Origin of the sequence: Kushneria avicenniae (genome assembly GCF_900112585.1) — a bacterium.
GTDB classification, from domain to species: Bacteria; Pseudomonadota; Gammaproteobacteria; order Pseudomonadales; family Halomonadaceae; genus Kushneria; species Kushneria avicenniae.
This window is the reverse complement of sequence record NZ_FOLY01000003.1, coordinates 545186-558878: the sequence shown is the minus strand read 5'-3', so window position 1 is coordinate 558878 and position 13693 is coordinate 545186. Positions and strand designations below refer to the sequence as shown.

At 63.4% G+C, this 13693-nt stretch carries 11 protein-coding genes; 4 read left to right on the top strand and 7 right to left on the bottom strand.

What is annotated here, in order from left to right; all coding sequences use genetic code 11:
• Positions 1 to 2: 2 nt before the first annotated feature.
• Both BM079_RS08955 and BM079_RS08950 read right to left on the bottom strand, forming a co-directional pair.
• Positions 3 to 1451 (bottom strand): NAD-dependent succinate-semialdehyde dehydrogenase, encoded by a 1449-nt coding sequence (locus BM079_RS08955; RefSeq protein WP_090133104.1) that lies wholly within the window; start codon positions 1449 to 1451, stop codon positions 3 to 5.
• 26 nt (positions 1452 to 1477) lie between these two features.
• Positions 1478 to 2899 (bottom strand): APC family permease, encoded by a 1422-nt coding sequence (locus tag BM079_RS08950; RefSeq protein ID WP_090133102.1) that lies wholly within the window; start codon positions 2897 to 2899, stop codon positions 1478 to 1480.
• A 195-nt stretch (positions 2900 to 3094) separates the two neighbouring features.
• On the opposite strand from BM079_RS08950, the gene BM079_RS08945 reads away from it, so the two are divergent.
• Positions 3095 to 4534, top strand: coding sequence for an aminotransferase-like domain-containing protein (locus BM079_RS08945; protein WP_090133100.1), 1440 nt, complete (start codon positions 3095 to 3097; stop codon positions 4532 to 4534).
• A 36-nt stretch (positions 4535 to 4570) separates the two neighbouring features.
• Here BM079_RS08945 and BM079_RS08940 read toward each other — a convergent pair whose 3' ends face one another.
• The 4 genes from BM079_RS08940 to BM079_RS08925 form a co-directional block, all read right to left on the bottom strand.
• Entirely contained in the window at positions 4571 to 5779 is a 1209-nt protein-coding gene (locus BM079_RS08940) for an ABC transporter ATP-binding protein (protein ID WP_090133098.1), read from the bottom strand.
• 7 nt (positions 5780 to 5786) lie between these two features.
• The gene (locus BM079_RS08935; RefSeq protein ID WP_090133095.1) at positions 5787 to 6662 is read right to left on the bottom strand and encodes a carbohydrate ABC transporter permease; all 876 of its coding nucleotides are present in this window, start codon (positions 6660 to 6662) and stop codon (positions 5787 to 5789) included.
• Positions 6659 to 7561: a carbohydrate ABC transporter permease gene (locus BM079_RS08930; RefSeq protein WP_090133093.1), complete on the bottom strand. Its 903-nt coding sequence runs from the start codon at positions 7559 to 7561 to the stop codon at positions 6659 to 6661. The genes BM079_RS08935 and BM079_RS08930 overlap by 4 nt, the downstream gene beginning before the upstream one ends.
• A gap of 69 nt (positions 7562 to 7630) precedes the next feature.
• Positions 7631 to 8911 carry an ABC transporter substrate-binding protein gene (locus BM079_RS08925; protein WP_090133091.1) on the bottom strand — a complete coding sequence of 427 codons (1281 nt, stop codon included), beginning with the start codon at positions 8909 to 8911 and terminating at the stop codon, positions 7631 to 7633.
• Positions 8912 to 9180: 269 nt separating this feature from the next.
• On the opposite strand from BM079_RS08925, the gene BM079_RS08920 reads away from it, so the two are divergent.
• Genes BM079_RS08920 through BM079_RS08910 form a run of 3 tightly spaced genes read left to right on the top strand, consistent with a single transcriptional unit; the run spans position 9181 to position 11225 of the window.
• A complete protein-coding gene (locus BM079_RS08920) occupies positions 9181 to 10044 on the top strand; it encodes an arginase family protein (RefSeq protein ID WP_175489652.1) in 864 nt (287 codons plus the stop codon).
• A complete protein-coding gene (locus BM079_RS08915; RefSeq protein WP_090133085.1) occupies positions 10032 to 10787 on the top strand; it encodes a 3'-5' exonuclease in 756 nt (251 codons plus the stop codon). The genes BM079_RS08920 and BM079_RS08915 overlap by 13 nt, the downstream gene beginning before the upstream one ends.
• 24 nt (positions 10788 to 10811) lie before the next feature.
• Positions 10812 to 11225 (top strand): hypothetical protein, encoded by a 414-nt coding sequence (locus BM079_RS08910; RefSeq protein ID WP_090133084.1) that lies wholly within the window; start codon positions 10812 to 10814, stop codon positions 11223 to 11225.
• A 50-nt stretch (positions 11226 to 11275) separates the two neighbouring features.
• On the opposite strand, the gene gyrB is transcribed toward BM079_RS08910, so the two are convergent.
• On the bottom strand, positions 11276 to 13693 hold the full coding sequence (gyrB, locus tag BM079_RS08905) for a DNA topoisomerase (ATP-hydrolyzing) subunit B (RefSeq protein ID WP_090133081.1): 2418 nt from the start codon (positions 13691 to 13693) through the stop codon (positions 11276 to 11278).

Sequence of the window (13693 nt, the reverse complement as noted above, 5' to 3'; positions counted from 1 at the left end):
GATTAAAGGCCGCCAAGACAGACATACTTGAGCTCGGTAAACTCCTCCAGTCCATGGTGCGAACCTTCCCGACCCAGCCCTGACTCCTTGATTCCGCCAAAGGGTGCCAGCTCGGTCGACAACAACCCTTCGTTGACGGCCACCATGCCGTACTCCAGCGCTTCCATCACATGCCAGATGCGCTTGTAGTCGCGGGCATAGAAGTAGGCCGCCAGGCCAAAGGGCGTATCGTTGGCCATCGCGATGGCCTGATCATCCTGGTCAAAGCGAAAGACGGCTGCCAACGGCCCGAAGGTCTCCTCATGGGCGACGGCCATATCGGGCGTCACATCGGCCAGCACGGTCGGGGCGTAGAACGAGTGTCCCAGCGCGTGCTTCTCTCCGCCCTCCACCAGTCGAGCGCCCTTGCCAAGCGCATCGCTGACGTGATCACTGATCTTGTCAACGGCGCCCTGATTGATCAGCGGCCCGATCGTGGTGCCTTCCTCGAGACCGTTGCCGACCCTGAGTTCACGAACACGGGCGGCCAGTTTCTCGACGAAGGCGTCGTACACGCCGGACTGCACCAGAAAGCGATTGGTGCAGACGCAGGTCTGACCGGCGTTGCGGTATTTCGACGCGATGGCGCCCTCGACAGCAGCATCGAGATCGGCATCGTCAAAAACGATAAAGGGCGCGTTGCCGCCCAGCTCCATGGCGGTCTTCTTGACCGTGGAGGCACACTGCGCCAGCAGCGTCTTGCCCACCGGGGTCGAGCCTGTGAAGGAGACCTTGCGCACCCGCGGGTCCGTGGTCAGCACCTCGCCCACGGCGGCGGGACTCTGGGCGGTGACCACATTGATGGCGCCTTGCGGGATACCGGCTTCCAGCGCCAGCGCGGCCAGCGCCAGGGCGGTCAGCGGCGTGGCCTCGGCCGGTTTGATCACCACCGTGCAGCCGGCGGCCAGCGCCGGGGCACACTTGCGGGTGATCATCGCCAGCGGAAAGTTCCAGGGCGTAATGGCCGCGACCACGCCGATCGGCTCGCGCACCACCAGAATCCGCTTGTCCGCGCCGTGACCCGGCAGGGTTTCGCCGGCGATGCGCTTGGCCTCTTCAGCGTAGAATTCGATGAACGAGGCGCCATAGCCGACTTCCCCGCGGGACTCTGCCAGCGGCTTGCCCTGCTCAAGCGTCATCAGGCGCGCCAGTCTGTCGGTGTTTTCAACTACCAGATCGAACCAGCGACGCAGCAGCCGAGAGCGCTCCTTTGCCGGCGTTTTTCGCCAGTCCGCCAGTGCCGTCTCGGCCGCGCCGACCGCCTCACGGGTCTCCTCGGCACCCAGGTCGGCCACATTGGCGATCAGTTCGCCGGTGGCCGGGTTGTTGACCGCAAACTGTCGAGCGCCTTCCTTCCAGTGCCCGCCGATCAGCGCGGCGGCCCGCTGGCTTTTGAATTCAATGTCCTGCATGTGGACCAACCTCACTTTTCAAGGATTCAGCGCTGATAAACGTCCTGCATGACCCGGTCACTGAACGCCCGCCCGTAGCGATTGAGCGCGAAGAAATACATTGCAAACCCGAAGACCATCCAGCCGCCGAACACCCCCCACTCGATGCCGGTCAGCGCCGACGGACTGCCCGGCAGGTACAAAAAGACCATGCCCAGCGAGAGCACGACCGCCAGCACGCCGACCACCTGACCGTTGCCCACCTTGAAGGGACGTTCCATTTCGGGCTCGCGCTTTCGAAGCACCAGAAAGGAGAGCGCCACGACCAGATAGGCGATCACGATGCCCAGACCGCCGGCATCCACCAGCCACACCATGGCCGGACGGCCCAGAAAGGGCGCGATCGCCGACAACAGCCCCATCATGATGATGGCGTTGGTGGGCGTCTTGTACTTCGGATGCAGCCTGCCGAGAAAGGCCGGTAGCATGCCGGAGTGCGCCAGCGCATAGATCGCCCGCGACCCGCCGATATAGAATGCGTTCCAGCTGGTGATGATGCCGGCGATGCCCGCCAGTACCATCAGCTTGCTGCCCCAGACGCTGCCCATGACAGCCGCCATGGCATCCGGCACCGACAGCGACGTGCCCTGCAGCGCGTCGTGATCGAGCATCAGACTGGTCCCCAGCACGATCAGCGCATACCAGACCACTGCCATCAGCACCGAGGCGATCAGCACCTTGCCGATATCACGAAACGGCAGATCGATCTCCTCGGCGGCCTGCGGGATGACGTCAAAGCCCACAAACAGGAAGGGCACCATGATCAGCACCGCCATGATGCCGCCGACAAATCCGCCGTTGGCCTCATGGTTAAACAGCGGCGTCATGTTGGCCGCCTCGCCGGTAAAGAGCGCGCCGGTGATGAACAGCACGCCCACGACCAGAATCAGCCCGGTCACCAGCTTCTGGATCAGCGCCGCGGTGGTGATGCCGACATAGTTGATCGCCATCATGATCAGTGAGCCGATGACGCCGACCGCGACCCAGCTGGCCTTGACGTCCCAGCCGGCCACCGTCCAGAGATGGCCCACGTCATAGCCGGGGAAAAGCTGCTCGACCACGGTGGGCAGGGCCACCGCTTCAAAGGACACGACGCTCATGTAGCCCAGCACGATACTCCAGGTACAGACGAAGGAGGCGAAGTGCCCCAGGGCGCGATAGCTGTAGACGTGTTCACCGCCCACCTTGGGCATGGCGGCTGCCAGTTCAGCGTAGGTCAGTCCCACCAGCAGCACGGCAATGCCGCCGATGATGAAGGCGATGATCGCGCCGAGGCTGCCGGCATCGAGAATCGCTCCGCCGGTCAGAACGATCCAGCCCCAGCCGATCATGGCGCCAAAGGCCAGGGCCAGTACGTCCGCGCGGGCCAGAACGCGTACCAGTTCGCGTGATGTTGTGGTGCTCTGCATAGTGTTATCCGTAATTGTTATGGACAGTCAGGGCAGTCGGAGTCTCTGTTGGGCATCGGGCCTTGTTGTTGCTCCTGAACACACGCTACCACTGTCCGGCGCTTGAGAGGTGGACCACTCGGGCGTTTGACTGGACCACTGCGCGGCCCGCCGACCATAATGACGCTCCACGCCCTGCCGGAAGGGATTTTGACCATGCTGCGATCCGTTGAAGAGGCGCTGGGCGACATCGATGACGCCTGGCAGCGCCAGCCCGCCCGGCTGAGCAAGCAGGTACGTCTGGAGCAGGCGCTGATCGAGCTGATCGAATCCCTCTGGGAGGACGGCCAGCGTCTGCCGGCCCATCGCCATATCTGTCAGCGACTGGGACTGGCCCGCAGCACGCTGGCCGGCGTCATGGAAAACCTGCAGAGCCGCGGACTGCTGGTGACCCAGCACGGGCGCGGCAGCTGGACCCAGCGAAGTGTCACTGCCACCGAACACGCGACCACACCGGAGGCCGGACTTTCGCAGCGCGCCCGGGCGCTTTTGCATACGGCTGCCGTCAGCCCGGTGCAAAGCGGTGCCTTCGTGCCCGGCATTCCCGACATTGCCCGCTTTCCGATGCGGCGCTGGCGCGCGCTCTACGCCACCCTGACCGTGCCGCACAACGCGCTGCTGCTCTCCTACTCCAGCGGCGGCTACGGCCCGCTGAAACGCGCCATTGCCGATTTTCTGCGCCGCTGGCGCGGCATCGAGTGTGCGCTCGAGCAGATCATTATCACCGATGGCACCCACCACGGCCTCGAGCTGTGCGCGCTGGCCCTTGCCGATCACGGCGACCGGGTGGTGATGGATTCCCCCTGCTATTGGGGCGCACGCAACGTCTTTCAGGCCGCCGGGCTGGCCATCTCGCGGTGTCGCTGGCAGCCCGGCGTCGGCTATCGGGATCTGCCGAAGGCTGCGCATGCCCCGCGTCTGCTGTATCTGACCGGCGCGCGCCACTACCCCTTGAGCGTTTACATGCCGGTGGAGGACAAGCGCGCACTGGTCGAGCGCCTCGCCCCCGAAGTGATCATCGAGGACGACTACGAGTTCTTTGACCGCCGCCACCGCGATCTGCTCTTCTCTCCCGACAATGGCCGCTGCCTGCTGGCCGGCTCGTTTTCCAAGCTGATGTTTCCGGGGCTGCGACTCGGGTATCTGGTCGTGCCGCGCACGCTGAGCGGCGCCATCAACCGGGTCAGAAGTGAAGTGTTTCGTGAAGGCCGCATGCTGGATCAGGCCGTGCTGGCACAGTTCATGGCCGATGGCGACCTGGACCGCTGGTGTCGGCGCATCAACCGCGATTACCTTCAGCGCCAGCAGACCCTGCATGACCTTCTGGTCGATCTGCCGGGCGTGGTCGATGTCTCGCCGCCGGCCGGCACCATCACGCTGTGCGTCATGCTCGCCGAGCAGATCGATGACGTGCGCCTGAGCCGCTATCTGCTCAATCAATACCGGCTGGTGGTCAGACCGTTGAGCCTGGTCTGCAGCGACGATGATCCGCGCCGCGGCCTGGTGCTGGGGGTCGGCATGGTAGAGGGCGAGACGCTGGAGCGGCTGGGCCGCCAGCTCGCCGAGGGCATTCGCCGATTTGTCGAGCGCCCCTGAGCGCCACGCCCCACGGGAAGCCATCCCGGATCATGATCACGCGTTCTGACCGAGGATATTTCCTGTCGAATCTGCATTTCCTGTCGAATCTGCATGGCCTGTCGACGCCTCATCGGGCGTGGCCGGCACCTCATCGCGGATACGCGCTTCCGTCTCGGGGTCGAACGCCACCATGCGCGAGACATCAAAGGCAAAACGGGTCGACTGGCCCGGGCTCAACGGCGCACCGGGACGCATACGCGCGTTGATGCTGCGCCCGCCCAGTTGGGTCACCACGTAGAGATCGGCACCGGTGGGCTCGACCAGCGCGATCTCAAGTGTGGCCTCATGGATGTCGCCATCCTCGCGGTTGGCGCTGGCCGGATCTGTGATCGCCTCCGGACGCAGGCCAAGCATCACGTCGCGGTCACACCACGCCTCGAGCGCGGCGCGATCCCGCACGATCGGCAGCGTGACATCGCCCGCAGGGGCGGCGATGCGGGCCACCAGCCTTCCCTCGTGGCGTGTGATGCGGGCGGTGACCAGATTCATCGACGGCGAGCCCATGAACCCCGCCACGAAAAGGTTATTGGGATCGTCGTAGACCGCCTGCGGCGTGCCCAGCTGCTGCAGCTCACCGCCGCGCATCACGGCGATGCGCGTGGCCAGCGTCATCGCCTCGATCTGATCGTGGGTCACATAGACGATGGTGGTGCCCAGGCGCTGATGGAGCTGCTTGATCTCGGTGCGCATGTCGACGCGCAGTTTGGCATCCAGATTCGACAGTGGCTCGTCGAACAGAAAGAGCTGCGGTTCGCGCACCAGCGCGCGCCCCATCGCCACGCGCTGACGCTGCCCACCGGAGAGCTGGGCCGGCTTGCGATCCAGCAGGTTCTCGATCTGCAAGAGCTCGGCGGCGCGCTGGATCGCCTCGCGGCGTCTGGCCTTCGCAACCTTGCGCATCTCGAGCCCGAAGCCGATGTTGCCGGCCACCGTCATGCTGGGATAAAGCGCATAGGACTGAAACACCATGGCGATATCGCGCCGTGACGGATGCACATCGTTGATCCGCTCGCCGTTGAGCAAAAGCTCGCCTTCGCTGATGGCATCAAGCCCCGCGATCATGTTCAAAAGGGTCGACTTGCCACAGCCGGACGGTCCGACCAGCACCAGAAAATCGCCCTTCTCGATGGCAATGTCGATGCCCTTGAGCACGTGGGTGTCGCCAAAGCGCTTGTGGACGTTGTGAATATGTAAAAAGCTCATGAGTGCCTCAGCCCTTGACCGATCCCGACATCAGACCGCGCAGAAAGTATTTGCCCGCCAGGATATAGACGATCAGCGTCGGCACCGCCGCCACCATCGCCGCCGCCATGTTGACGTTGTACGCCTTCACCCCGGTGGAGCTGTTGACCAGGTTGTTGAGCGCCACCGTGATCGGCGCGCTGTCGCCGGAGGTAAAGGAGACGCCGAACAGGAAGTCGTTCCAGACGTTGGTAAACTGCCAGATGATCGTCACCACGATGATCGGCACCGAAGCCGGCAGCAGAATGCGAAAGAAGATGGTGAAAAAACCGGCGCCATCGAGCTTGGCAGCGCGCACCAGCTCGTCGGGGAAGCTCTCGTAGAAGTTGCGGAAAAAAAGCGTCGTGAAGCCGATCCCGTAGACGATGTGCACCAGCACCAGCCCCGTGGTGCTGTTGGCGATGTGCAGGATGCCGAGCACCCGCGCCATCGGCAGCAAAATGATCTGAAACGGAATGAAGCAGCTGAATAGGATCAATCCGAAGACGATCTTGTGGCCGCGAAAGCGCCATTTGGTCAGCACGTAGCCGTTGAACGCACCCAGAAGCCCCGAGATCAGCACCGCCGGCACCACGATTTTGATGCTGTTGAAGAAATAGCCGTGCACGCCGCTGCACTCGAGCCCGATGCAGGCACTGCCCCACGCTTCGCGCCACGGCGCAAACGTCCATGTGTCGGGCAGCGCCAGCATATTGCCCTGATGGATCTCTTCAAGCGGCTTGAACGAGGTCACCAGCATCACGTAAAGCGGCATCAGATAGAGGATCGCAAAGACCGCGAGCACGGCGTAGAGCAGCGCCCGACCCAGCGTGTTGCGACGCGCAACGGTAGCTCCGGCACTCATGATCGCGACTCCCGCAGCTCGCTGTAGAGATAGGGGATGATCAGCGCGGCGATCACCGCCAGCATGAATACGGCACTGGCCGCAGCGATGCCCATTTCGTTGCGCGAAAACGCATAGGAGTACATGAAGGTCGCCGGCACCGCGGTCGCATTGCCCGGCCCGCCGCCGGTCATGGCGACGATCAGGTCAAAGCTCTTGATCGCCAGATGCGCCAGCACCACGATCGCGCTCAAAAACACCGGGCGCAGCTGGGGAATGATGATGCGGCCGTAGATTTTCCAGGTCGGCGCGCCATCGATCTGAGCGGCCTTGATCATTTCGCCGTCGATGCCCCGAAGCCCGGCCAGAAACATCGCCATGATGAAGCCGGTCGCCTGCCAGACCGCCGCGATCACCACGGTGTAGATCGCCATATTGGCGTCGATCAGCCAGTTGAAGCTGAAACTTTCCCAGCCCAGCGAATGCATGGTGCGCTCAAGCCCCAGCCCCGGGTTGAGAAACCACTGCCACGCCGTGCCGGTAACAATGAACGACAGCGCCATCGGATAGAGATAGATGGTGCGCAGCGCTCCTTCGGCGCGGATGCGCTGATCCAGCAGGATCGCCAGCAACAGGCCCAGCGCCGTACAGGTGACGATATAGAGCAGTCCGAACACCCAGATGTTGTGCAGCGCGATGCCCCAGGTCCATGAGGACCACAGCCGCGACCACTGCCGGGTGCCCGCCCAGGTATAGTCCGGCAGCATTCCCGAGTTGCTGAACGAGATGTATGTCGTCCAGAGAATGAAGCCGTAAACGAAAAAAAGCACCAGCACGAACGAAGGCGACAGCACGAGTCTGGGCAGCCAGTGCTGCAGGCGCTCGCGCGCGCCGCCTCGCAGGGAGGGGGGGGTCGACATCGATCACCTCGGATTCAGGATCATGGCCCCGCCGGAGCTGGCGGGGCCGGACGGATCAAATCAGGCTGATCAGGAGCGCGCGCCCTGTACGACCATTGCCAGCTGCTCGGCGGCCACATCACTGGGCATGTCGCTGTTGACGAACGAGGAGACGATGTCAAAGACCGCGTTCTTGACGCTGGCCGGCGCGGCGTAGCCGTGCGCCATGCTGCCCATCAGCGTGTCGCTCTCGGCGGCCGCCTTCGCCTGCTCATAGCCGCGCTGGGCACAGGCATCGAGCTTGTCGGCCAAGAGGTCGGTACGCGCTGGCACCGAGCCCTTGAGCTGGCTGAAGGTCATCTGGAATTCCGGCGAGCCGATGATTTCGGCCATGGTGCGCTGCATCGCCTGCTGCTGATCGTTGTCATTCTTGAACATGATCATCAGGTCGCTGTTAAAGGTCACCGCGTCCTGCGTGCCCGGCGTGCGAAAGCACATGAAGTCCTGCTCCGGCTCGAGACCGGCATTGAGGAACTCGCCCTTGGCCCAGTCGCCCATGATCTGATAAAGCGCATCGCCGTTGATGACCATCGCCGTGGCCAGATTCCAGTCACGGCCCGGAGAGTTGTCGTCCTTGTACTGCAAAAGCTCCCGGAAGCGATCAAACGACCTGATCATGGTGTCGGAATCGAGCGCTTCGGGGTCGAGATCGATCATGGCGCGGCGATAGAAGTCGGCACCGCCGGTCGCCAGCACCACGTTCTCGAACACGGTCGCGTCCTGCCAGGGCTGTCCGCCATAGGCCAGACCGGTATGACCGGCGTCCTGGGCCTTCTTCATCGAGGCCATGAATTCTTCCCAGCTACCGGGCTGCTGGATGCCGAGCTCATCCATCATCGACTTGTTGGCCCACACCCAGTTGGTCGAGTGAATTTCAAACGGTGCGGCGATCCAGTGACCGTCGCTTTTGGCAAAGTGCTGGATCGGCTGCGGGAAGACCTCGTCCCAATTGCCGGCGCTGGCCACATCATCCAGCGAGCTCAGCGCATCGCGGTCTGCCCAGTCCTGGGCGTCATAGCCCAGCACCTGCGCCGCCGTTGGCGGGTTGTTGGAGGTGATGCGCGAGCGCAGCACGGCCATGGCATTGGTGCCGGCACCGCCGGCGACCGGCATGTTCTGCCAGCCGATACCGTCGTCGGCCAGCTGGTCCTTGAGCGCGCCCAGCGCCTTGGCCTCTCCGCCGGAGGTCCACCAGTTGAGCACTTCGACCTCGCCCTTACCGGTGCTCTCCTGAGCGAAAGCCGTCGACGACAGCGCAATGGCCAGCGGTATGACACCGGCCATCAGGCACTTGTTGAACATGATTGTCATGGCGTGCGTCCCTTGTGTTGTTGTTAAGCAGGGTTTCAGTCAAGGTGGGTCGGTGTTGTTGTGTCGGGGCTCTACGGTGACTGCCGCGGACCCGGTCTGTCACAAACTATTACTCAGGCATTAGCGCCTCACAATACAACCATTGACCAAGGGCCCTCGCCTTGAGCCGCTCACCCCCTGCGCGCGCTCTTGCATGAGACGCACTGCTATGATGGCGGTTTCTGACGGGCAGAATGATCTGCCGCTCACCTTTTGATACTGGAGGCACCATGGCGCAGCAGCCCGCTGTCACCGCTCCCCCACCGCTGATCTGCTTTCAGGGCAACTGTGCCGGTCGCAACGCACTGGGCATGACTGGTGCGCTCGCGCTGGGCCGGCAGCTCGCGACGACGCTCGACATTCCCCTGCAGACACTGGGCGCCGCGGGCCAGGCGCTGCCGGGTGACTGGCAGCAGGTGCTCAGGGCCATTACGCCCGACTTCCTGTCGATCGCTCGCTATCTTGAGAAAACGCTGGCCGCCGGCAAGCGTCCGGTCCTGACCATGAGCCGCTGCGCCGGGGGGCTGGCGACCCTGCCGGTGGTCGCCCGTCAGTACCCCGAGGCCTGCATCGTCTGGTTCGATGCCCATGGCGATCTCAACACGCCGGAAACCTCGGCGTCGGGCTATCTCGGTGGCATGGTGATTGCCGGCGCCGCAGGACTCTGGGACAGCGGGCTGGGCAGCCATCTGGCGCTGGATCAGGTCATTCTGGCCGGCGCCCATCAGCTCGACCCCGGCGAGCAGGCGCTGATCGATGACGGGCGTCTTCGCCACCTGACGCCGGCCGAGCTGAGCGTCGAGTCGCTCAAGCGCGCCATCAACGGCCGCCCGGTCTATATCCATATCGATTGCGACGTGCTCGAACCCGGCGTCGTGCCCACCGATTACCAGGTCAAAGGAGGGCTTGCGTCCGAGACCCTGACCGCGCTGATGACGGCGCTGGCCGAGGAGAATGTGGTCGGCCTGGAAGTGGCCGAGCTTCAGTCCCACTGGCCGGACAGCGAGACGCCGGCGGATCTGACGACGCTGGTCGAGATATTGAAACCCGTGGCGCAGAAGCTGCTGGTTGAAGCACCGCCATGCGCGCGCTGATCCACGATTTCGAGACCGCGGGCGGCAGCGCCCGTCACTGCGGTGTCGTGCAGCTGGCGGTGCTGGGCGGCGTATTGCATACCGACGGCCGGTTTGAATCGCAGTGGCAGCACAGCGCCCACTACCACCCGGGCGGGTCGATTGACCCGGCCACCACCCGAGTGCACGGCATTCATGACGAGGATGTCGCTCAATGTCCCGACTATCGCCATGGCATCCCGCCGGTCTACCGGGAGGCCACCCGTCAGGGATTTGATGCGCTGGTAATGGGCTACAGCAATACCGGCTTTGACAACGTGATCGCCCGCCGGCTGGGCTGTCGCCCGAGGCGCAGCCTGGATCTGTTCATTCCCGCCTATCGACTCAAAAAGCGCGACGGTCTGGAAAGTGCCTCGCTGGGCCACATGTATCGCGAGCTGACCGGCGGTGAGCCGACCCATGCTCACGAGGCGCTTTTCGATGTCACCATGACCGCAGCGCTGGTCACGCCGCTGATGGCGCGTTTCGGCTTTGAGGACTTCGCCAGCTTTCTCGACTGGGCCACCGTCGGGCAACCGGTGCCCGGCCTGCGCCTGCGCTTCGGGCCATCACGGGGCAAAACGATCGAGTCACTCGATGACGATGCCCTGACCGCTGCGCTGAACGGCTGGCGCGGCGGTAATATCGATGTGCATGCCTCACTGGACGCTGAATACACCCGGCGCGGCCTGACCCTGCGACCCGAGCAGGGCCGTCTTTTTTGAATTGCCTTCCGAAAGGATCACGTCATGACGCCCGTCATTCAGGAAGAACCCACCGGCTGCGGCATCGCCGCCTGCGCAGCGCTGGCCGGGCTTGACTACGACACGGCCCGAACCCGCGCCGCCGCGCTGGGCATTCATGCCAACGATCGCACGCTCTGGTCACAGACGTCGCATGTCAGGGCACTGCTGGCACACCTGGGCATCGAGGTGCTTGAAGGGGAACAGCCCTTTATCGGCTGGGACGCACTACCGGGCCGGGCGCTGCTGGCCATCAAGTGGCGCCTCATCGACGGGGTGCCCTTCTGGCACTGGGTAGTGTTCGTGCGCGAGGCGGGAGAGAGTGTGGTGCTGGATTCGAAGGCAGCGCTCAGACACAACGTGCGCCGTGACTTCGGCCGCATGAAACCGAAATGGTTTATAACCATCGGTCCGAACTGAAAAAACCGGAGCCCAGGGGCTCCGGTTTTATCCGCAACGGCATGGTCGAATCAGATGTCCAGATTCGCGACCAGGGCGTTTTGCTCGATGAAGTCACGACGCGGCTCGACTTCATCACCCATCAGGGTATTGAACATCATGTCGGCGCCGATGGCGTCCTCGATGGACACCCTGAGCATGCGACGGCTGTCCGGGTCCATGGTGGTTTCCCACAGCTGATCCGGATTCATCTCGCCCAGGCCCTTGTAGCGCTGGATGCTGAAGCCGCGGCTGGCCTCGGCCATCAGCCAGGTGAGAATGTCGTGGAAATTCTCGACCGATTTCGAACGCTCGCCGCGGGCGACGTAGGCGCCCTCTTCCAGCAGGCCATCCAATGCCTGATTGAGCGCCACCATGGCGGCATAATCGGCTGACTGGAAAAAGCCCAGCCCCAGAGGATAGTCGGTTTCCACGCCGTGGGCGTTGAGCGTAGCCGCCGGCAAAAAGAGCCCCCGCTCCTCGTTGTATACCAGGCGGAAGGTATAGCGCGGGCCGCCTTCATAGGCGATGCGTTCGTCCAGATCGGCCTGCAGCGTCTCGATCCAGCCCTGCATGGCGTTTTGATCCGCCAGCATCTCCTCGCTGACCGGCGCGGCATAGATCAGACGCTTGAGCACGTCGGCCGGGTAGACGCGGGCCAGACGATCGAGACGATCCATCACGTCGCGGTACTGATGCACCAGCTTCTCGAGATGCTCACCGCCGATGCCGGGGGCGTCGGCGTTGACGTGCAGCTGCGCACCGTCAAGGGCGGTGGTGGTCAGGTGCTGGATCAGCGCGGCCTCGTCCTTGAGATACATCTCGTTCTTGCCGCGCTTGATCTTGTACAGCGGCGGCTGGGCGATGAAGACGTGGCCGCGCTCGATCAGTTCCGGCATCTGACGGAAGAAGAAGGTCAAGAGCAGGGTGCGGATATGCGAGCCGTCGACATCGGCGTCGGTCATGATGATGATCGAGTGATAGCGCAGCTTGTCGGCGTTGAACTCCTCGCGGCCGATACCACAGCCCAGCGCGGTGATCAGGGTGCCCACCTCGGCGGAGGAGAGCATCTTGTCAAAGCGCGCCTTCTCGACGTTGAGGATCTTGCCCTTGAGCGGCAGGATCGCCTGGGTGCGGCGATCGCGGCCCTGCTTGGCGCTGCCGCCGGCAGAGTCACCCTCGACCAGGTAGAGCTCCGAGCGGGTCGGGTCCTTCTCCTGACAGTCGGCCAGCTTGCCGGGCAGGCCGGCAATGTCGAGCGCGCCCTTGCGGCGGGTCATCTCGCGCGCCTTGCGGGCGGCGTCACGGGCACGGGCGGCGTCGAGCATCTTGTTGACGATCGCCTTCGCCTCGTTCGGGTTTTCCAGCAGATAATCGGACAGCTGACGACTCATCTCCTGCTCGACGGCCGTCTTGACCTCGGAGGAGACCAGCTTGTCCTTGGTCTGCGAGGAGAACTTGGGATCGGGCACCTTGACCGAGATGATCGCGGTCAGACCTTCACGGGCATCGTCGCCGGAGGTGGTCACCTTGGACTTCTTCTGCAGCTCCTCGGCCTCGATGTAGCTGTTGAGGCTGCGGGTCAGCGCGCCGCGAAAACCCGCCATGTGCGTGCCGCCGTCGCGCTGGGGAATGTTGTTGGTGTAGCAGAAGATGTTTTCGCTGTAGCTGTCGTTCCACTGCATCGCCACTTCCACCGCGATGCCGTCCTCACGCTCGGCATTGAAGTGGAACACCGGATTGATGATGGTGCGATTGGTGTTGAGGTGATCAACGAAAGCGCGCAGACCACCCTCGTAGTGGAACAGCTCCTCGCGGCCGTCGCGCTCGTCGAGCAGACGGATCGCCACACCGGAGTTCAAAAACGACAGCTCCCTGAGGCGCTTGGCCAGAATGTCGTAGTGAAACTCGATGTTGGCAAACGTCTCCGCCGAGGGCTTGAAGTGAATCTGGGTGCCGGAGCGCTCGGTGTCGCCGACAACCGCCAGCGGCGACTGTGGCACGCCATGTTGATAGACCTGCTCGTGCACCTGGTTCTTGCGCCAGATGGTCAGCTTGAGCTGCTCGGAAAGCGCGTTGACCACCGATACGCCCACGCCGTGCAGGCCACCGGACACCTTATAGGAGTTGTCATCGAACTTGCCGCCGGCGTGAAGCACGGTCATGATCACTTCCGCCGCCGAGACCCCTTCGGAGTGGATATCGGTCGGGATACCACGGCCGTCATCGGAGACGGTGATCGACTCATCGGGGTGGATGGCGACCCGGATTTCGCTGCAGTGTCCGGCCAGCGCTTCGTCGATCGAGTTATCGACGATCTCGAACACCATGTGGTGCAGACCGGTGCCGTCATCGGTATCGCCGATATACATGCCCGGGCGCTTGCGTACCGCGTCCAGCCCCTTAAGAACCTTGATACTCGATGAGTCGTAAGCCTGTGGTTCGCTCAT